Below are 20,938 nucleotides of genomic sequence, written 5' to 3' on the forward strand. Positions count from 1 at the left end.
TAAGCATAAAAAAACCCGGCTCGATGGCCGGGTTTTTTATTTTCATGACGTATTCGCTATTTACAGCTTTGTTACAAACTCATTCAGCTCTTTTCTGCTTCGTTTAGCTCTTTCCCTCGAACGGTAAGGTTCTTCCAGATCGTCAGGATTACCAAGGTAACCAAGTACTCCCATACAAAATGGAACCTGATCATCTGATAATTCCAGTGTATCAATCAACCGGTCTGCATCAAAACCTCCCAGAATATGACCGTAAACATCCTGTGATGCTGCCTGTAAAAGCAACTGGGCATTAGCCATTCCCAGGTCGTGCGCCGCATTTCGGTTTACCCTTCCGTTACGTTCGTAATACCTGTTATACAAGGCAACAAAAATAACAGCTGCATCTTTGGTCCAGGGCTGGTTTCCCTCCATCAAACAATCCCACAGCTGGTCGAAAGCAGGCGTTCCACGTTCAGCATAAATATATTGCCAGGGCTGTTCATTCATGGCACTCGGGGCCCACGATGCTGCCGTGAAAATGCTGTTTATTGTTTCTTCAGAAATAAGATCCTGCGAAAATGCCCTCGGACTCCATCTTTTCTGAATCAATGGGTCAATAGCTGTTTCGGTAAAAGGTTTTTTGATTTCCAGTGTTTCCATTTTAATTGTTTATTTGCATCGGGACTTCCATCAATAATAGTCTCGAACTGGTATTACTAGTAACTTCAAGTTCATCAACATTCCAAATCCCCAAACCATCTCTTCGTTCGAGTTGTTGTCCGTTAATCGATACTTCACCTTCAATCACAAAAACGTAAACTCCGTTTTCAGAATCATTTAATTTGTAAGTACTTTGCTTTCCTTCCTCAAAAGTTGCCAGGTTGAACCAGGCATTTTGATGGATCCAAACACCTTGATCTTCAGGATTTGGAGAAAGTATCTGGTAAAACTCGTTTTCCTTTTTAATATCACGGAGTGAAATTTGATCGTAACGGGGCGTCACATTCTTTTTATTCGGGAATACCCAAATCTGAAGCAGCTTTACAGCCTTATCATCATTCGGATTGAATTCGCTGTGGTAGACCCCTGTACCGGCACTCATTACCTGAACATCGCCTTGTTTAATGATTTCATTGTTCCCCATATTGTCTTTATGCTCCAGGTCACCTTCCAGGGGAATCGTAATAATTTCCATGTTGTCATGAGGGTGCATTCCGAAACCTTTTCCCGCTGCTACATAATCGTCGTTCAAAACCCGTAAGGTTCCAAAGTGGACACGTTCAGCATTGTAATAATTGGCAAAACTGAACGTATGATACGTTTTCAACCAACCATGATCGGCACTCCCCCGTGAATCAGCTTTGTGCAAAATTGTTTTCATGATTTTCTCCTCTCTTTCTTGTTCTGTTTCTGTTTGTGTGCCCGAAGTTGACTGGGCAAAAAGTTCACCGAAGCCGAATACCAGCGAAAACGCCAGTATTCCAACTCCGGTAACTAAAGCCTTTCGGCCTGGTTCCTCTTCCCCACTATACCGGTTTAAATTACCGGATCTACTCATTGTTTAATGTTTTATGTCTTTTTATTAAAGCGAAGTAAGTTCTTCAGCTGATTTGGCAACCAGGTCGAATTTAATCTCAAATTCGTCGTATATCAGGTTGTCGCCCAAATCGGTGAAAAATTTACCCGAACGAAAACGAATGTCCCATTTTGTACGGTCGAGTACTGCAGTTCCGCTTGCAATTAAGGTACCGTCAACAACTTTTGTTTCTACCGGGAATTCAACTTCGTGGGTAATTCCTTTAATGGTCAGGTCGCCCGTTACAACACTTTTAGCGCCTGATGCTTTTACTGATTTAACTTTTAAAGTTGCCACCGGGTGTTTTTCAACCGAAAAGAAATCGTCGGACTTCAGGTGACCAACCAATTTATCTTTCCATTCACCCTGCATATCGGTACTTTCAATTGTTGTCATATCCATATTGATCACACCTCCATCGAGTTTACCGTCTTTCAGAACTACCGAACCATCACCAATTACAACATACCCGGTGTGCTCGCCAGTTACTTTTTTCCCTGTCCAGTAAACCTTGCTGGCTTTGGTGTCAACTTTTAATTCCGATTTATCACCCGGCTTCACCGATGCGAGTGCTACACTCGCACTTAATACTATTGCTGCTGCAAATACAAATGCTCTTTTCATTTCTTTCAATTTTTAGATTTACAATTATTTTAGTGCAAACATAGTGCAGCTAAAAACCGAAAAAAATAAACTAGTTTAATAAATACAGACTTTTTAGTCTTTTTTTGCTCTTTTTGCAAGTATTTTACTTAAAAACACGGGCGTCACACCCAGGTATGACGAAATTTGGTATTGAGGAAGACGTTGTATTAGACCCGGATGATCAGCCACTAATTCCTCATAATTTTCCTCGGCGGTTTTCGAAAGAATGGAGACAAATCGTTTTTGAAGAAAAACATACGATTTCCGTATATATTGAGCCAGTTTAATGTAGCGTTTGTAAAGTACATTAAAATCCTCTTCTGCAATAGAATAAACGATACTGTCCTCAACTGTTTCAATGTAATAAGGTGTTTCAGCCGGAGTTCCAAGGTCACCTATCCACTGCCGTTCAGAAGCAAAAAGAATGTTGAACTCCTTTCCGCTCTGATCGATAATGTACAAACGCAGCAAACCCTTTTCAATGTAATAGTGCTTGGTATTGGCTTCCCCTGCACGCATCAAAAGCGTTTTCTTTTTATAGGAACGCTTCCCAAAATAAGAGGTAATCTCTTGCATTTCGGCTGCTTCAAGCGGTGCACCTTTTATATGTTTGAAGTAAGAAAGTAAAACGTCGTAATTTTCCATGCTTCTGAATTCGAAGCTCAAAAATACGAATTTGCACAGGTATTTGAAAGATAAATCGAATAGAACGGTAATTATTGAGCTCCCGTAAACGAATCGTTTCAATCAGGGCACCGTTGACCGTACATCACTACCCTACACTACTGAACCATAAAGCACCAGAAAACCGTCTCGTAATAAAATAGTAAGGTTTTCAAATCCTCATAAATATATAATATATTTGTACTTTATAAAATTTTTTACAAACTACTATTTTATGGGACTGAAGTGGTTTTTATCCTCATTCATAATGCTTTGTATACTTACGATTGACGTTTCCGCACAAGGTCAATCGCCGGCCAAATGGGTAAATCCGTTTATCGGAACCACCAATTACGGAACTACCAATCCCGGAGCAATTGTTCCCCGTGGGATGGTGTCGGTAGTACCCTTCAACGTAGCCGGAAATTCAGAATTAAACAAACACGACAAAGATGCGGGTTGGTGGTCGACTCCCTATTCATGGGACAATAAGTATTTCACGGGATATTCGCACGTAAACCTTAGTGGTGTTGGATGCCCCGAACTTGGGGTTATTCTGCTAATGCCTACAAGCGGAGAAATTAACGCTGAATTCAGAGAATACGGTTCAGAGATGAGTAAGCAGGAGGCGCATCCCGGTTACTATTCTACCTATTTGAACAAGTACGATATTCAAACCGAAGTTTCGGCAACTGAAAGAACCGGAATCAGCCGATTTACTTTTCCTGCGGGTCAGTCGAATATTTTGATCGACCTCGGAAACGGACTGACCAACGAAAGCGGGGCATCTATAAAAGTGGTGAACGATCGCGAAATTGAAGGCTGGCGTATGACCGGAACATTTTGTTACAACGATGGTACCGAGCGTCCTGTTTATTTTGTAGCTCGTTTCAGTAGAGCAGCCGATGAATTTGGCGTTTGGAAAAAGATGCCAAAAATGAAAGCAGAAGCTGCATGGTCATCAACCAGCGATAAATTCAAATATTACAGGAATTTTCAGGCAGAAATGGCCGGCGACAGCATTGGTGCCTGGTTTACTTTCAATACAAAAGCCAAAGAGCAAATTCTGGTTGAAGTTGGCGTATCGTATGTCAGCATCGACAATGCAAGGCAGAATTTAAATGCCGAGACCAATAAGTTTGATTTTGAAGCTACAAAAAAACAAGCTGAAGATAAATGGAACGAAGCGCTTTCGACTATCACCGTAAAAGGCGGCACCGACGACCAGAAAACAGTTTTTTACACGGCTTTATATCACATGCAGATACATCCAAATATTTTAAGTGATGTAAACGGTCAATACCCGGCCATGGAATCGTTTGAGATTAAAACCCGCGAAGATGGCGAACGTTACACCACCTTCTCGCTTTGGGATACTTACCGGAATGTACATCCTTTCCTGAGTTTAGCTTTCCCCGAACAGCAGCTGAACATGGTGACATCGATGATTGAAATGTACGACGAAAGCGGTTGGCTGCCACGTTGGGAACTCAACAGCACCGAAACCCACGTAATGGAAGGCGATCCTGCTCTTCCGGTTATTGTAGATACCTGGTTTCGCGGGATTAAGGATTTCGACATTGAAAAAGCCTACGCAGCCATGTACAAATCGGCAACAACACCGGGAGCCAAAAACAAAATCAGACCCGATATCGACTTTTATAGTTCACACGGCTATGTTCCGCTGACTCAACCATACGACAACTCAGTTTCGCATGCATTGGAATATTATATTGCCGACTGGAACCTGGCGCAACTGGCCAAAGCATTGGGAAAAGAAGCTGATTACGAGCGCTTCCTGAAACAATCGCAGGGCTGGAAAAATTATTACGATACTGAATTCGGGATTATCCGCCCAAAACTCGAAAGCGGTGAATTCCTGCCCGATTTTGACCCGAAACAGGGCGAAAATTTCGAACCAAGCCCCGGATTTCATGAAGGAAATGCCTACCAGTATACTTTCGCCACGCATCACGATATGGAGGGAACCATCAAGCTGAACGGCGGGAAAAGACAGTTTATTAATAAGCTGCAGGCAATATTTGACGACGGTCATTTTGATATGGCCAATGAACCCGATATTCATTATCCCTGGTTGTTTAACTATGTAAAAGGCGAAGAATGGCGTTCGCAGAAAGAAGTGAACCTGTTGATGGCCGAGTACTTTAAAAATGCGCCGGACGGACTACCCGGAAACGATGACACAGGTACTATGTCGTCGTGGATCGTTTATGCCATGATGGGAATTTACCCCGTTCTTCCGGGCGATATGAACTACGCCATCTCCTCCCCTGTTTTTGATGAAGTTATCCTTCAGCTCGACCCGAATTTCTATCCGGGAGAAACTTTTATCATCCGAAAAACCGGTGATTCTGATAAAATCAACACTATAAAGTTCAACGGGAAAAAAGTAAAAAGCTACTTTATCAATCATGCCGAACTGGTGAAGGGCGGAACACTGGAAATAATCCATTAATTTAGAAACAACAAAAAAATATATAAACCATGAAGCGATTTTCACTCATTTTGCTACTTGCAGCAATCGTTGCATTTAGTTCGTGTAACCAACCTAAAACACCAGCTACAACGCCTACTGATTACACCGCATTCGTTGATCCGATGATCGGAAGCGATTACCACGGACACGTGTTTGTTGGAGCCAGCACGCCTTTTGGCGCTGTTCAGTTGGGGCCAAACAATCCTACGCAGGGCTGGGACTGGTGTTCGGGGTATCACTATTCTGATTCGCTGCTGATAGGTTTTGCCCACATGCACTTAAGCGGAACCGGAATTGGCGATCTGGGAGATCTTCTGTTTATGCCGGTTTCGGGTGATTACACGCCAAACATCACCGAGGAAAATCCATACGACTGGCAGGCTTTATACACTCATGACGACGAACAAGTTGAACCGGGATTTTATTCCATCAACATCAAACGTTATAACGTAAAAGCTGAACTCACTGCCACCGACCGTGTTGGATTTCATAAATACGAATACAAGAATGATGGCAACTCAAAAGTGCTGGTTGATCTGAAATATGGTACAGGCTGGGACCGCGTCACAAAAAGTCAGATAAAAAAGGTAAACGGTAACAGCATCGAAGGTTTCCGCTTTTCAAAAGGCTGGGCCGCCGACCAACGGGTGTTCTTCTACACTGAATTTTCAAAAGATATTGCCAATATCGAAATTATAAGAAGCGAGGACGAAATCGGAGAAATTACTGCGCTTATTGAGTTTGAAGGAAATGGTGAGTTAATGGTTAAAACTGCCATTTCGCCGGTTAGTACCGAAGGCGCGCACAACAATATGCTGGCCGAAATTGATGAAGAACTCGGGCTGTGGAATTTCGACGGTGTTCATGATATAGCCAAAACAAAATGGAATACAGAATTGGGTAAAATTCGTATTGAAACTGCAAACGCAGCCGACAAAACGACTTTCTACACCTCGCTGTACCACACCATGATTGCTCCGAATTTATTTAACGACACAAATGGTGACTACCGCGGAACCGACAAGGAAGTTTATACTGAGCCGGGATTTGATAATTACACCGTATTTTCGTTGTGGGATACGTATCGCGCTGCACATCCATTATTCACGCTGGTACAACCAAACCGAGTTAACGATTTTGTAAATTCATTACTGGCCGCTTTCGATCAGCAAGGAAAGCTACCGGTTTGGCACCTCGAAGGCAACGAAACCAACACGATGGTCGGTTATCATTCTGTACCGGTAATAGCCGATGCTTATTTAAAAGGGTTCAGAGGTTTTGATGCCGAACGTGCACTTGCTGCCATGAAAGCTTCGGCTTTACTCGACGAACGCGGCCTGGATTACGTAAAAGAGCTGGGTTACATTCCGGCAGATAAAACCGTTGAATCGGTGGCAATGGGGCTTGAATATGCCATTGACGACTGGTGTATCGCAGCCATGGCAAAAGCTATGGGAAAAACTGAGGACTACGAACTCTTCTCGAAAAGAGCACAGTATTACAAGCAATATTTCGATCCAGGCACAAAATTTATGCGTGGCAAACTGGCTGACGGAAGCTGGAGAACTCCGTTTAGTCCGATACATTCGGCACACCGCCAGGATGACTTCTGTGAAGGCAACAGCTGGCAATATACCTGGCTGGTTCCGCAGGATCCCGAAGGGCTGATTGAATTACACGGAGGCGAAGAAGCTTTCAATACCAAACTCGACAGTCTTTTCAATATTTCTTCCGACCAGGTTGAAACTGCTTCGAATGATATTTCCGGATTGATCGGTCAGTACGCCCACGGAAACGAACCAAGTCACCATACCACTTATATGTACGCTTACGCCGGTACGCAATGGAAAACGGCTGAGAAAGTTCGTGAGATCTGCACTACCATGTATACCGACCAACCCGACGGACTTTGCGGAAATGAAGACTGTGGTCAGATGTCGGCCTGGTATGTACTTTCATCGATGGGAATTTACCCGGTAAATCCGGCCAACGGCGCTTATGTTTTTGGCAGCCCGTTGTTCGATGTAGCAGAAATCGGCCTTCCACAGGGAAAAGTATTTACCATTGTTGCTGAAAATAACAGCCACGATAATTTGTATATTCAATCTGTAACCTTAAATGGCGAGCCTTACACGAAATCGTTTATCACCCACAAACAAATAATGGCCGGTGGTAAATTGGTATTCCAAATGGGAAATACGCCGAATAAAGAATTCGGGCAACGCAGCGAAGATCGGCCAAAGTCGGTAGTTTACTAAATAATTATCCAACAATCGCGACGGTGCTAACCGCCGCGATTGTTGTTTATCTTTGCAGAAAAATAAAAGATGCAATCCGATAAATACTTTCCGCAGTTAGAAGATATCACCAGGGCAAAAATCCGGTTAAAGGATGTGACTTTGCACACTCCCCTGCAGAAAAACCCGAACCTGTCGGAAGAGTTTCAAGCCAATATTTTGTTGAAGCGCGAAGATCTGCAGGTGGTGCGTTCCTACAAACTGCGGGGAGCTTACAATAAAATTGCTCAACTTTCGGAAACCGATCGCAAAAAAGGCGTGGTTTGCGCGAGTGCGGGTAACCATGCACAGGGATTCGCCTATTCGTGTCGCGAACTCAACATTATGGGCAAAATATACATGCCCGCCACCACGCCAAAGCAAAAGATCAGACAGGTTGAAATGTTTGGTAAGGATAAAGTTGAAGTGGTGCTCTCGGGTGACACTTACGACGATTCACACAAACTGGCCACGGAGGACAGCGAAAAAACCGGGATGATTTTTATTCACCCTTTTGATGACACACAAATTATTGAAGGGCAAGCCACTGTAGGCACCGAAATTCTGGAAGACACAAAGAAACAAATCGATTACTTGTTTGTGCCAATTGGTGGCGGCGGATTGGCAGCAGGAGTTGGTGCGTACTTTAAGCAGGTCAGTCCATCAACAAAAATCATTGGTGTTGAGCCCGACGGTGCACCTTCGATGTTAAAATCGATTGAGGCAGGAAAAGTGTTACGACTGGAGAATATCGACAAGTTTGTGGATGGTGCTGCCGTTCAGCAAGTTGGCGACATAACTTTCGAAGTTTGTAAAGAAGTACTCGACAAAGTTCAGTTAGTTCCCGAAGGAAAGATTTGCACTAAAATTCTCGAATTGTACAACCGCAATGCCATTGTAATTGAACCCGCCGGGGCACTTTCGATCGCAGCACTCGATTTTTTCAGGGATGAAATAAAGGGAAAAAATGTGGTTTGTATAGTAAGCGGAAGTAACAACGACATTACCCGCACCGAAGAGATCAAAGAACGTTCGCTGCTTTACGAAGGTTTAAAACATTACTTTATCGTACGTTTCCCGCAACGTGCGGGAGCACTTCGCACTTTTGTTGATGTTGTACTTGGCCCGAAAGACGACATCACCCATTTTGAGTATTCAAAGAAAACCAACCGCGAAAAAGGACCGGCTGTTATTGGAATCGAAGTTCAGAAAAAAGAAGATTTCAACGGCCTTGTTCAACGCATGGAAGAGAACGGATTTATCTTTGAATACCTGAACGATCGTCCTGATTTGTTTCAGTTTTTGATTTAACCACCCCAAAACAATTGCTTGAAATTAGCACATAACATATTCATTCTTGTTTTAATCGGAATCACCCTTCACTCTAAAGGACAAGACTTCCGATACAGTGAAAAAGTCTTCACACAGGTTGACACGCTTAAAAACGTTGAATATGCGCAGGCCGAATGGCTGAATAACCCGATCGGTCTGTTAGCCGACTACAATATTCACGATGGCGAACAAAACACTGAACTCAGGCCACTTCTAATGGATATTTTCATGCCGGCAAACGATACGCTTTCCAAACGACCGGCCATTATCTTTTCGCACAGCGGGGCATTTTTAAAGGGATCGAGGCTCGCCGACGATATGCAGGCATTTTGCGATTCGTTTGCCCGGCGGGGTTATGTTACTGCAACCGTTGATTACCGCATTGGAATGGGAGCAAGTGTTTCTCGCATTCTTGGAGTAATTGTCGGCTTGAGTGTAGATGAAGAAAATGCAAAGAGGGCTGCTTACCGTGCCACTCAGGATGGAAGGGCAGCCATTCGTTACCTGAAACAAAATGCCGGTTTGTATGGCATCGATTCTACGAAGGTGTTTTTAGTTGGAAGCAGTGCCGGGGCCATTCAGGATCTGTCGGTTTTATACCTCGATAAAGCATCGGAAATTCCTGAAGAAACAAAAAACGAACCGGCACTTGGAGCTTTGGATGAAATCGGGCCGGCCGGGCCTGACGCCTTACCCGATGCCGTTGTCTCGATGTGGGGAGCAAGCTGGAATACTTCAATAATCGAAAACCAACAAATTCCGCTGCTGTTGATGCACGGCGAAAACGATAACATCGTTCCATTCAAAAAAGGCATCCCGCTTGAAGGCAGTGTTCCCGATAATTCCTTTGTTCATTTTAATATGCCTGAAACCTACGGTAGCTACTGCATCGACACGGCACTTACCAGGCGCGGTATTCCTCACGAGACCTATTTTGTAAAGGAAAAAGGCCACGAGTTTTATGGCGTTGATACCGGAATGTTTCCACCAGATGGCCCAAATGAATATTGGGACACGGTGCATCAAAAGATTTCGGAATTTTTGTTGGAACAGTTTAAACCAGTTGCCGGTTTCGACTTCGAATTGAACGAAAATACTCTTACAACAGTTAATTCCTCCTCCGACGATTGTCTTGTTTCATGGGACTTTGGAGACGGAAGCATGTCCAGCAGCTGGGAACCTGAGCACACTTATTCACAAACAGGAACCTACAAACTGAGCCTTAAAGTTTGTAACGAAAATCTGGCTTGTGACACAATTTCCAAAACCATAAAAGTTGATGTAATCTCCGACGCTAATTCGTATCGTTCAGAAGAAATCGAGGTTTACCCAAATCCTGTGTCCGATCGCTTAACAATTTCAGGATTTACTTTGCCTTTTGATCTTCGCCTTTTTGACCTGACAGGCGGAATTCAACTACAGCTTGAACAAGTTTCCGGTAAACAAATTGATCTGAGCGCTTTGCGTCCGGGGATCTATATTCTGGAATTGAAATCAGGGCAGACAAGCCTGGTAAAGAAGATCAGCAAAATCAATTAGCAAAAATTTTTATCCCTTCCCTATTGCAAATCTATTATTTTATCATTTACTTTGTTTTTCAAAGTACTTTTAGATAGAATAAGTCTAGTATGGGACGAGTTACATCGAATTCAACTAAAATGAACAATAATATTGAGATGAAGAATTCAGAAACATATTTATCAGAGCTCAAAGAGATCCGGAAAATGATGGAAGAATCCAGTCGCTTTCTTTCGCTGAGCGGATTGTCGGGTGTACTGGTTGGTATAATCGCACTGGTTGGTGCATACATCATCGGTCAATTCGTTTACGCTGATCCTGCTGCTCAGGCCGTTATAGTTACGCACGGATCTTTTACTACTGCAATCATTATTGCTGTAGTTGTTTTAGTGCTGTCACTTCTTACTGTAATACTTCTAACCTACCGTCGCGCAAAAAAAGCCGGAAAGAAAATATGGAACCGCGGTTCAAAACTTATGTTGCTGAACCTGGCAATACCTTTGGTAACAGGCGGGCTATTAATAATTATTTTCATTAGGAATGACATTGTTGAAATCATTGCGCCCGGATGCCTTATATTTTATGGTTTGGCGCTCATCAACGCCGCAAAATTTACCCGTCAGGAAATTTTCTGGCTCGGAATATTTGAGGTTTCATTGGGATTGTTGGCCGCTTTATTCTCTTCGCTTGGATTGATATTCTGGGCAATCGGTTTTGGAGTACTGCATATTATTTACGGAATAGTAATGTATTTCAGGTACGAATACAACACAAAAGAATAGTACAGTGAAAAGCAGTTTTCAAAATCTAAATAAAGCTTTCGAGAACAAAATCCGCTTGGGGATCATGTCGGTACTGTCGGTGAATTCGCGGGCATCCTTTAACGATTTAAAGGAGATGCTTGAATTGACCGACGGCAATCTCGCGAGCCACCTCAAATCACTTGAAAGTTCGGGATACATCAAAGTGATTAAAAGCTTCGTAGACCGAAAACCCAATACTAAATATGAAATTACTGATTCGGGTGCGGCTGCTTTCGAGAGTCATATTAAGGCACTTGAAGAAATATTAAAACAGATTTAAATTTTTTTAATCATTCACTTTGAAATTCAAAGTAAAAACTCAAAAAACAAATAACATATGGAACCAAAAGAAATGATTCGCGACGCACAAAAGTCGATCAACTGGCAAATCACCTTTAAAGTATTTATTATTGGCCTGATTGCCATCGTCCTGCTCATCCCCAAATTCATGATTATTGAATTGATTAGCGAGCGACAACAAACCGCCGAGATCACCAACCACGAAGTAATGCAAACCTGGTCACTGGCACAAACCGTTCGCGGTCCGGTACTCGTAGTTCCCTACATTAAACGAAGTTTCGACAGCGAAGGTAAAATACTGAATGAAGACATCATGTCGACCTACATTTTGCCAAAAACACTGAATATTAAAGGGGAAATCGCACCCGAAAAACGTAAACGCAGTATCTATGAAACAGTAGTCTACGAGTCAGGTATCAATGTGGCAGGCCAGTTTGAAAACCCCGATTTTAGCAGCTTAAAAATCGAATCTAAAGATATTTTGTGGGAAAAGGCAAGAGTATTGGTAGCCATCAGCGATTTGCGTGGTATTAACGATAAGATCACCCTAAAATGGAACGATTCCACCTACGCATTTATACCTGGCATGGACGATCACCAGGTTGGAAGCAACGGTATTTCTCTGCCACTTTCTAATTTATCGGCCCAGAGTTTTCCGGCTGATTTTAGTTTTAAGCTGCAATTAAAAGGATCGGAATCGCTCAACTTTGCTCCGCTTGGTGAAACCACTGAAGTTATGCTGCAATCGTCGTGGAACGACCCGGGATTTACCGGCAGCTTTTTACCGACTGATCACAGCATCAGCAACGATGGTTTTACTGCCAACTGGAAAGTGCTGAACTTTAACCGCAATTTTCCGCAAATGTGGAAAAACGCAGAGTATCGGATGACCGACGCTGATTTTGGTGTGCGTCTGGTTGAAGTGGCCGACCACTATCAAAAGAGTTCGCGTGCTGCAAAATACGGTATCCTCATCATCCTGTTTGTGTTTCTGGCCTTCTTCCTGAACGAGATCATCACCAAAAAACGGGTACATCCGTTTCAGTACATCCTGGTTGGTTTTTCCGTGCTAATCTTTTACCTTTTGTTACTTTCCATTTCAGAACAAATCGGATTCAACCTGGCCTACCTGATTTCAGCAGTCGCTGTGCTGCTCATGGTCTTGTTGTATTCGCGTTCGTTCCTGAAAACGTGGGGAAACGCGCTCATTCAAACAATGATTCTGACCTTTTCCTTCGGATTCATATTTGTGTTGATGCAGCTGGAAACGCTGGCACTTCTGGTAGGAAGTATCGGTTTGTTTGTGGTACTTGCACTGACGATGTTCTTTACCCGGAAAATTAACTGGTACGGCGAGTGAGTTCAGAGTTTAGAGTTCAGAGTTCAGAGCCCGCCTGAACGATTTCATTCGGGCAGGTTCAGAGTTTAAAGTTTTGGATTTAGATAAAAAGGATCCAATCCCTTGGAGGAATCGGATCCTTCTCACTTCTGACTTCCAGCTTCCAACTTTTTCTAAAACTCTTTCTCACCAAATTCGGTCGACGGAAGTTTGGCTTTTCCGTTCTTCCAGTTGAAATTATAACTGAGGTTCAACATCACAAAATCAGTTTCGTAAATGTAGTTGGTGGTGGTATAAAAGTCATCGCCCCAGGTAGTAATGCGCTGACGGTGCGATTCTTTCATTCCCAAATCAATATTCTGCCACTGAATGGTTGCGGTAAGGCGTTTATCCAGGAAAGTCTTTTTAAGCGAAAGATTCGGGATCAGGTAACGCGAATCTTCTCCCTGCGGAGTTGGTCGTTTCGACAGGAAATTCACATTTCCGTTCAAACTTAGAGTGGACGAAAAATGAACAGTTGAATTGAAGTTGATGGAATAAACCCATCTCGAATTGTCAACATTCAAAACCGGTTCATCGAGAATCTTTAAATCGCCAGTAAACGACTGGTTATTCAGGTTTCCTCCAAAATACAGATCCCACCATTTTGTCGGATGCAAATCGGCACCCAACTCAATGCCATAAGCCTGTCCACGTTCAACATTGGTGTAAACACGGTAGAGTATTGAGTCGTTGAAAACACTGTTTACACGCTGCACCGGATCTTTAGCAAGACGAAAATAAGCTGTGAAAAACAGTGAACCACCATCTTCAAAGGTCTTAACAAGACCCAACTCACCCAGACTGATCAGTTCGGGTTTTAAGTCGGGATCTCCCATTTCGAGTGTTTCCGAATGTTCCCGCTCGGGAATTGGATTCAGCTGGTTGTTATTCGAACGCTGAATTCTACGGCTAAATCCGGCTTTAAATTTTAAATCGGGACGAAGCGAATACTGAGCATTTGCGGTTGGAAACAAATTCGACAGCTCCTGAATGTGCTCTTCAGATTCGTAGGATAATTTTACCGAACGCCGCGAATATTCGTAGCGCAAACCAACAATGTATTCCCATTTTTCCTGCGAAACTGAATACTGGCTGTACGCCGAGTTGATAGTATTTTCCGACAAAGCCGATCCGCTAAACCGCTGGTCGTAATTCGGATCCATCGGTTCAACACTATAATCGAAAATACCATCCTGCGAATCTTTTCGGTACTGATAACCGCTCTCCAGTTTGCCCTTGCCAATATTCACCGCGTAATCGATTTTTGCACGATAGCCTTCAACCGGTTTCTGATAAGGATTTTGCACGTACTGAATAATTTCGCCGCCCGGTTCAGTTAAATTCCTGTTATGAGTTGTTCCGTATAAATCGTCGTATTCGTATAAGAACGACAGGGCCAGCGACGACTCGTTTTCAAAAACGTGCGTAAAATCGATATCTCCAAGCGTAAAAGTTCCCTGCTTAATTTGTTTGTTGGCATTGTAATATGGCGAGTCCGAAATTTTTTCGTTGGTATCGAGTGTCCACTTCGAATTGGAATAAAACAGGTTGGCATCGCGTTCCTGGTATTTCTTTCCGGTATAAATATTTGCAGAAAGCGTATTCGATTTATTCATTTTATACTGAATAGCTGCACGCAAGGCATAATCGTAACGGTTAAAACTGCGCTCCCCTTCCGACGGCATTTTGCTCAGTGTATTGTTCTCGTAGTTTTTTATCTCGACATTACCTTCTCGGTAACCGGCCAAGTCATTCCGGTTATAATTTCCGCCAAGCGTTATGTCCCACTTTTCTTTCTGATAAGTGAGCGTCATGTCTCCGCCATAGCGTTTTGCCACGCGGTCGTTGCCAAAATCGGTAAAACCGGGTAAACCATATTTCGCGTTAACAACCACACCGGTGCCTAATGAACTGGCATTTTTAGTCGTGATATTGATAATTCCGGCCGTACCATCGGGATCGTATTTTGCTGAAGGTGTTGTAATCAGTTCCACATTTTTAACTGCATTGGCCGGAATCCGGCTCAAAACAGAAGAGGGATCAGAAAGCACAGGTTTTCCGTCGAGCAACAACAAAAAGCCGCCGGTCCCGCGGACCAGTATCTCCCCTTCTGCATTCACGGCAACTGATGGCATGTTTCGAAGTACGTCGACCGCACTACCGCCTTTCGCCGACTCAAACTGTGCCGCATCAAAGGTCTGTTTATCCACCTTGTTCATAGCATTTATGCGATTACCGGTAACATTCACCTCATCAACCAGTTGCTGTGCAGGATTCAATTTAACGGTACCAATTTCAAATTTCTGTCCGGCTGCCAACTGAATCCCTTCCTCCGACTTTGTTTCATACCCCAGAAACTGAACCTGTATGTAATAATTACCGGCTTCGAGGTTTTTCAACTCAAAACTTCCGGAAGTTCCTGTAATTGCACCTGTTACTAAACTTGAATCGTTAGTCCGATAAACTGAAACACTGGCATACTCAAGTGTTTCATCCGACAAGGCATCGGTTACCCGACCGATGATTCTGCTATTTTGCGCCTGGGAAATAAATGTGAGGAGAGAAAAAACAAGAAAAGTAAAATACTTCATTTCAATTTTTTAATTTCGTTTCAAATAGCCTTCCTGTAACTATATTTCAGGAAGGAATACAGTGTAAAAGCAAGATTAACGGCTTGAAAATTTAATGAAAAAGGAACGCGAATATAAAATTAATGTTCATTGCTGCCGCACCATTTCAAGTCTGTTTTTCGCAAAATCTTAAATATGAAGCAAGTCTGGATTTACCTTTTTATAATCGTCGTGGTGATGATTGCTGCTGTCACTTTGTACCTTAATATTATCCCGGTAACAGAGTCATCTTTTAAACAACCGAATATCGTACTCATACTAGGCGACGATATTGGATACTCCGATATTAGTCCGTTTGGTTCCGAAATAAAAACGCCCAATCTTGAAAAACTGGCCGATGGCGGAATCATATTTTCCAATTTTTACAACATGCCGAAATGCGAACCATCGCGTTCAACGCTGTTCACAGGTTTATACGAAGGTGGAAAAAACGCGGTAAATGTTGCGCAAATACTGAAAAATGAAGGTTATTATGTTATTCATTCGGGGAAAGAACACTGGATGAAATGGGCTCCTGATCATGTATTTGCCAAAAACATTTTCGACCAGTCGCTTACTTTCCAGGCTATGAACGAATTCTTCGAACCTCCTTCAGGTAAGTGGTCGAATCCGTTCATTCTAAATGGCGATACGGTAGGAGTCGATAAAATATACCACGAGAAAGAGCCCTTTTTTAAAACCGATGCGCTCACCGACAATGCACTCAAGTGGTTGGAAAAACCGGTGAATGAAGGACAACCTTTTTTCCTGTTTCTTGGTTATGGCGCGGCCCATTACCCTTTACAGGCAAGACCTGAAGATATTGCCAAATATCGTGGATCCTATTTGAAAGGCTGGGACCAAATACGGGAAGAAAGAATGAAGCGCCTGCTGGCCAAAGGTTTGCTTCCGGAAAATACACAATTGAGTCCGCCCAGTTCCAATATCAATAAATTCAGAGGTCATCCGAAGGGAGATGAAGAAATTCGCAGCAAGATTCCGGTCTACACGCCATGGAGCAGTTTAAGTGATACTGAAAAAGATGAGCTGGACCTGGAAATGTCGGTTTATGCTGCCATGGTCGACCGCATGGATCAAAACATTGGTCGTGTGCTCAATTACCTCGACAAAAAAGGAATAGCAGACAACACCATCGTGATTTACCTTTCCGACAACGGCTCGTGCCCTTATGACAATAACCGGGATTTTGAACATCCACCGGGAGTAGCTGATGGTTTTCGAACACTTAGTGCTGCTTGGGCAAATGCCGGAAATACCCCTTTCAGGTATTTTAAACAATACGGACACGAAGGTGGAGCACATACACATTTCATTGTTCGCTGGCCTGACGAAATCAAAGCCGGTCAGTTAACGCATCAGCAGGGACACATCGTTGATATTGTCCCCACCTTGCTGGAGGCGCTCCGTATAAAATACCCTGAACAAATTGATGGATTTGAACCACAGGATTTACAGGGACATTCGCTTTTCCCTATATTAAAAGGAAAGACCATACCGGAATCAGATTTTTACCTGTCGGGTTGGACCGAACGATTCCGAATGTTCAGGGAACACGAATGGAAAATAGTAAAGCTAAACGACGAAGCCTGGGAATTGTATAACCTTAAAAATGATCCTACGGAAATACAAAATCTGGCTAATGATAAGCCTGAAATCGTAAGCAAACTGAAAAAGCACTACGAAGAAGTAAAAAACAAGTTGCAACCTAATGAATAGTTAGAATAAACTACAATTCATACCTATTTCGGATTTTACAGCTGGTTCGAACTTTAACAATCTCCAAAAAAACACCAAAGTGTTTGATAAATAACATTTTATTTCTATTTTTGCGCGTCCAAAAACTGGATAAAAAGATTTAATAATTTAAAAATTAGATGTTTATGTTGAATCAGTATGAAACCGTTTTCATTTGTACTCCCGTTTTATCTGAGCCACAGGTAAAGGAAGCGGTAAAAAAATTCAGAGACATTATCACCGAACACGGAGGTGAAATGCTCCACGAAGAAGATTGGGGAATGAAAAAACTGGCTTACCCAATCCAAAAGAAATCTACTGGCTTTTATCACTTATTTGAGTTCAAAGCCGATCCTGCGTTTATTACCAAGTATGAAACTGATTTCCGTCGCGACGAGCGCGTAATTCGTTTTATGACCGTAAAACTCGACAAATATGCTGTTGCGTATAGCGAGAAGAGAAGAAAACTTCAGAAAGCAAAAACAGAAAAGAAGGAGGATTAAACAATGGCACAGAATTCAAGTGAAATCAGATACCTGACTCCACCGTCAGTAGAGATCAAAAAGAAAAAATATTGCCGTTTCAAGAAAAACGGAATCAAGTATGTAGATTACAAAGACCCTGAGTTTTTGAAAAAATTCCTGAACGAGCAAGGTAAAATTTTACCTCGTCGTATCACCGGAACTTCGTTGAAATATCAGCGTAAAGTTGGCCAGGCTATTAAACGTGCCCGCCAAATTGCTTTACTGCCATTTGTAACCGACATGTTGAAATAAGAGGAGGACTTGAAATGGAAATTATATTAAAACAAGACGTAGAACGCGTTGGAAGCAAGGACGACATTGTAAACGTAAAAGACGGTTACGCTCGTAACTTCCTTATTCCACAAAAAATGGCGATTGTTGCTACTGAGTCGGCTAAAAAAGTATTGGCAGAAAACATCAGGCAACGTGCTCATAAAGAAGCAAAACTGAAAGAAGAAGCTGCTAAAATTGCTGAGCAGATTGTGAACAAGAAAATCAGCATTGGCGCTAAAACAAGTACTTCAGGAAAAATCTTTGGTTCGGTTAACACCATTCAGTTAGCTGAAGCTATCAACAAAAAAGGATTTGAGATCGACCGCAAGCAGATCACAATTCCTGAAGACAGCATCAAAGAAGTGGGTACACACAAAGCGATCATTAAACTGCACAAAGAAGTAGTTGTTGAGATCGAATTTGAAGTTGTAGCTGAGTAAGCGACTTTTACAAGATAATATTGAAGGGTTTCCGGTTTCGGAAGCCCTTTTTTATGCCTCATTCTGAACCAAATGAATAAAACCCATCATGCGATTATTACGTAAATGCGAAAGCAACACTTTAAAGTTCAACGTAATAAAAACCACAGCCATGAAAAATCATTTTTACCTTGTAGCCACTCCTGAATCGCTGATCGCATCGCACCTTGAACCTTTTGAATTTGGTAATTACCTGGCCGTAGGCACAAAAAAGAACCTGCGGTCGCAATCCGTATTTTTTGAACTTGACGCTGAAAAGCTTGATTTGCCTGATGAATATATCAATCACAAACTAGTTACCTACCCCGACGGCGAACCTAAACGTTCAGTTTACCTGTCGATTTACCGCGTTTTCGAAACAACACCGCTGGATGCGCTGCTTAACCTTTACCTGGTTACCGATGATGGTAAAGTCCTCGAAATCAAGTGTCAGGCTTTCACTACTACTTCGGAAAAGGAAATCCATCTTTACCAGCAGTATAATCCATTTACAACGCAAGTGGCAAGTAAACTCAGTCCACCCGAGTTTATTCAATTTTTAACCGATCCTGAAAAACCGGTATCGGTGCCCAAAGTATTTTTTGTTGAATTGCGATTGAACGAACTGGCTCACAATCCGAATGCCCCGCTAAATAACCTGCCTTACAGAAATCCTGCACACTTGCGCGAATGCTTAATGCGGTTGGAGCAATCATCGGAAAGATTGACAAAAACGGTATTGCGCGAACGAAAATCGGAACTCCCCTATCGCACCATTAAAAGTGGATTTTACATTGGAGCTGGTTCTGATTTTCTGTTTTATCCGTTCCCGCCTCATGAAGAGCTTGAAAGCACTTATTTCTCCTGGTGGAGGTCGGCACTGGTGCAACATTTTTAGGAATTAAGAACTTTTTCATACAACGGTCAATGCAACATCTGAAATGAAGACGTACAAAAAAGCCCCGGAAGTTATTCCGAGGCTCTACATATACTTTTTAAATAGTTATATTCTCTTACATTGCTGCCTTACAAGCTTCAATCAATTTTTTGGCGTTGGCATTTGTAGCATCCAAACCAGCTGCTTTTTCAAGAACTTCGAGCGCTGCAGCAAATTCTTTTTTTGCTTTGGCTACTTCGGCAGTATAAGCTTCATCAGCTGTCGACATGCCGCCGTCGTTTACCTTTGTATTGGCAGCACTTAAAATTTCGGCACCCTTTTTATACAGCTCATTTCCTTCCGATACATAAACATTTGCCAAAGCTTTTGTCAGCTTTTTGTCTGTAGCAAATTTCTGTACTCCCTCTTCTAATGTAGCCTTGTATGCTGCATCGTTATTCAGTTTATTATAAGCTACTGCTTTGTAATACTGCGAGGTAGAACCTTTATAGTTACCTTTGACCGCTGCGGTAAAAAAGCCAATTGCTTTTTCATACATTTCGCCTTTGTAAGCTACAATTCCGGCGTTATACGAAAGTGTGGCTGCTTCAGCAGGAGCTGCTTCAATAGCTTTTTCGTAACTCTCGATCGACTCAGCATATTTATCCATTTTACCATAAGCACCGGCTTTGTATTCCCAGGCTTTATCAACGTTTGCCTTAGCCGCAATCGCTTTATCAAAATACGTGATGGCTTTATCGTAATTATCACTGTTATAAGCCGCTAATCCGATGTTGAAATTAATGGCATCAGGAACCTGTACATCACCCAGATTCGACATGGCTGATTCGTACAATTCCAATGCTTTTGCATAATCCTTTGCCTGCATGGCATCATTCGCCTGATTAATCTTTTCTGCCGCGTCCTGTGCAAACGAAAATACCGTGAAACAAACTGCGACGACTAACAATACTACTTTCTTCATTTTTTTGGTTTCTTTAATTTCTATAATATATATTCTTAATTTTTTTCAAAATTTTTCGATGAGTCCCAAAAATAACAATTCTCTTTTAAAAACCTAAAAAGCTGTCAGATAGAATACTGCCATATTTAATCTTTCAGACTTGTATTTACCACTATTTTGAAAAAAATAATTCACTGCAATCAAAAGAGAAATTTATTCAAAGTACTAAGGATTAAACATCTCCGGGTTCCAGAAGTTCAAAATATTTCGAATTAAATGTAGGCTGTTTTGAGCTTCTGTGTGATTTGGTTCTAATTCTAAAACTTTGTTAAAAGCATTTATAGCTTCTCCCCAGTTCTGAAACTTTTGCTCAATTTTTGCTTTTAGCAAAAAATACTGCGTTGTATTTTCAGGCTGAATATTGCAAAACGCTTCACTCGCCTCCTGAGCTTTCTCGTTCTCAAGCAAAAGCAAAATTGCTTCTATCTGTCTATTCTGATCCATT

At 42.3% G+C, this 20,938-nt stretch carries 19 protein-coding genes; 12 read left to right on the forward strand and 7 right to left on the reverse strand.

The features are described 5' to 3' along the window. Positions 1-60 precede the first annotated feature (60 nt). From HFD85_RS09840 to HFD85_RS09855, 4 genes are all read right to left on the reverse strand, one after another. Positions 61-642 (reverse strand): nitroreductase family protein, encoded by a 582-nt coding sequence (locus HFD85_RS09840; protein WP_167608411.1) that lies wholly within the window; start codon positions 640-642, stop codon positions 61-63. Between the two features lies 1 nt (position 643). After that, complete coding sequence (locus tag HFD85_RS09845; protein WP_206081931.1) at positions 644-1,540, reverse strand: pirin family protein; 897 nt, start codon at positions 1,538-1,540, stop codon at positions 644-646. Between the two features lie 24 nt (positions 1,541-1,564). Then, positions 1,565-2,182: a YceI family protein gene (locus tag HFD85_RS09850; protein WP_167608414.1), complete on the reverse strand. Its 618-nt coding sequence runs from the start codon at positions 2,180-2,182 to the stop codon at positions 1,565-1,567. Positions 2,183-2,275: 93 nt separating this feature from the next. After that, positions 2,276-2,848, reverse strand: coding sequence for a Crp/Fnr family transcriptional regulator (locus HFD85_RS09855; RefSeq protein WP_167608417.1), 573 nt, complete (start codon positions 2,846-2,848; stop codon positions 2,276-2,278). Positions 2,849-3,101: 253 nt separating this feature from the next. On the opposite strand from HFD85_RS09855, the gene HFD85_RS09860 reads away from it, so the two are divergent. The 7 genes from HFD85_RS09860 to creD all read left to right on the forward strand — a co-directional run bounded on the left by HFD85_RS09860 (position 3,102) and on the right by creD (position 12,952). Continuing rightward, positions 3,102-5,342, forward strand: a complete 2,241-nt coding sequence (locus HFD85_RS09860) for a GH92 family glycosyl hydrolase (RefSeq protein ID WP_167608420.1) — start codon at positions 3,102-3,104, stop codon at positions 5,340-5,342. Positions 5,343-5,371: 29 nt separating this feature from the next. Then, entirely contained in the window at positions 5,372-7,621 is a 2,250-nt protein-coding gene (locus tag HFD85_RS09865) for a GH92 family glycosyl hydrolase (protein ID WP_167608423.1), read from the forward strand. A gap of 69 nt (positions 7,622-7,690) precedes the next feature. Next, the gene (gene ilvA, locus HFD85_RS09870; RefSeq protein ID WP_167608426.1) at positions 7,691-8,950 is read left to right on the forward strand and encodes a threonine ammonia-lyase; all 1,260 of its coding nucleotides are present in this window, start codon (positions 7,691-7,693) and stop codon (positions 8,948-8,950) included. 18 nt (positions 8,951-8,968) lie between these two features. Next, the gene (locus HFD85_RS09875) at positions 8,969-10,510 is read left to right on the forward strand and encodes a T9SS type A sorting domain-containing protein (RefSeq protein WP_167608429.1); all 1,542 of its coding nucleotides are present in this window, start codon (positions 8,969-8,971) and stop codon (positions 10,508-10,510) included. 89 nt (positions 10,511-10,599) lie between these two features. Beyond that, positions 10,600-11,271, forward strand: coding sequence for a hypothetical protein (locus HFD85_RS09880; protein WP_206081932.1), 672 nt, complete (start codon positions 10,600-10,602; stop codon positions 11,269-11,271). 4 nt (positions 11,272-11,275) lie between these two features. Continuing rightward, on the forward strand, positions 11,276-11,572 hold the full coding sequence (locus HFD85_RS09885; RefSeq protein ID WP_167608432.1) for a winged helix-turn-helix domain-containing protein: 297 nt from the start codon (positions 11,276-11,278) through the stop codon (positions 11,570-11,572). 57 nt (positions 11,573-11,629) lie between these two features. Continuing rightward, positions 11,630-12,952: a cell envelope integrity protein CreD gene (creD, locus tag HFD85_RS09890; protein WP_167608436.1), complete on the forward strand. Its 1,323-nt coding sequence runs from the start codon at positions 11,630-11,632 to the stop codon at positions 12,950-12,952. A 152-nt stretch (positions 12,953-13,104) separates the two neighbouring features. On the opposite strand, the gene HFD85_RS09895 is transcribed toward creD, so the two are convergent. Further along, complete coding sequence (locus tag HFD85_RS09895) at positions 13,105-15,564, reverse strand: outer membrane beta-barrel family protein (RefSeq protein ID WP_167608439.1); 2,460 nt, start codon at positions 15,562-15,564, stop codon at positions 13,105-13,107. Between the two features lie 174 nt (positions 15,565-15,738). Between HFD85_RS09895 and HFD85_RS09900 the strand changes: the two genes are divergently transcribed. The 5 genes from HFD85_RS09900 to HFD85_RS09920 all read left to right on the forward strand — a co-directional run bounded on the left by HFD85_RS09900 (position 15,739) and on the right by HFD85_RS09920 (position 19,490). Continuing rightward, entirely contained in the window at positions 15,739-17,319 is a 1,581-nt protein-coding gene (locus tag HFD85_RS09900) for an arylsulfatase (RefSeq protein ID WP_206081933.1), read from the forward strand. A gap of 164 nt (positions 17,320-17,483) precedes the next feature. Further along, positions 17,484-17,840 carry a 30S ribosomal protein S6 gene (gene rpsF / locus HFD85_RS09905; protein ID WP_206081934.1) on the forward strand — a complete coding sequence of 119 codons (357 nt, stop codon included), beginning with the start codon at positions 17,484-17,486 and terminating at the stop codon, positions 17,838-17,840. 3 nt (positions 17,841-17,843) lie between these two features. Further along, entirely contained in the window at positions 17,844-18,113 is a 270-nt protein-coding gene (gene rpsR, locus HFD85_RS09910; protein ID WP_158872365.1) for a 30S ribosomal protein S18, read from the forward strand. Positions 18,114-18,127: 14 nt separating this feature from the next. Continuing rightward, entirely contained in the window at positions 18,128-18,574 is a 447-nt protein-coding gene (rplI, locus tag HFD85_RS09915) for a 50S ribosomal protein L9 (protein ID WP_167608441.1), read from the forward strand. 151 nt (positions 18,575-18,725) lie between these two features. Further along, the gene (locus HFD85_RS09920) at positions 18,726-19,490 is read left to right on the forward strand and encodes a hypothetical protein (protein ID WP_167608444.1); all 765 of its coding nucleotides are present in this window, start codon (positions 18,726-18,728) and stop codon (positions 19,488-19,490) included. 115 nt (positions 19,491-19,605) lie between these two features. On the opposite strand, the gene HFD85_RS09925 is transcribed toward HFD85_RS09920, so the two are convergent. Continuing rightward, complete coding sequence (locus tag HFD85_RS09925) at positions 19,606-20,454, reverse strand: tetratricopeptide repeat protein (RefSeq protein ID WP_167608447.1); 849 nt, start codon at positions 20,452-20,454, stop codon at positions 19,606-19,608. 204 nt (positions 20,455-20,658) lie between these two features. Continuing rightward, the gene (locus HFD85_RS09930) at positions 20,659-20,937 is read right to left on the reverse strand and encodes a hypothetical protein (RefSeq protein ID WP_167608451.1); all 279 of its coding nucleotides are present in this window, start codon (positions 20,935-20,937) and stop codon (positions 20,659-20,661) included. Between the last annotated feature and the right edge of the window lies 1 nt (position 20,938).

This window comes from Maribellus sediminis (assembly GCF_011799805.1).
Lineage (GTDB): Bacteria > Bacteroidota > Bacteroidia > Bacteroidales > Prolixibacteraceae > Draconibacterium > Draconibacterium sediminis_A.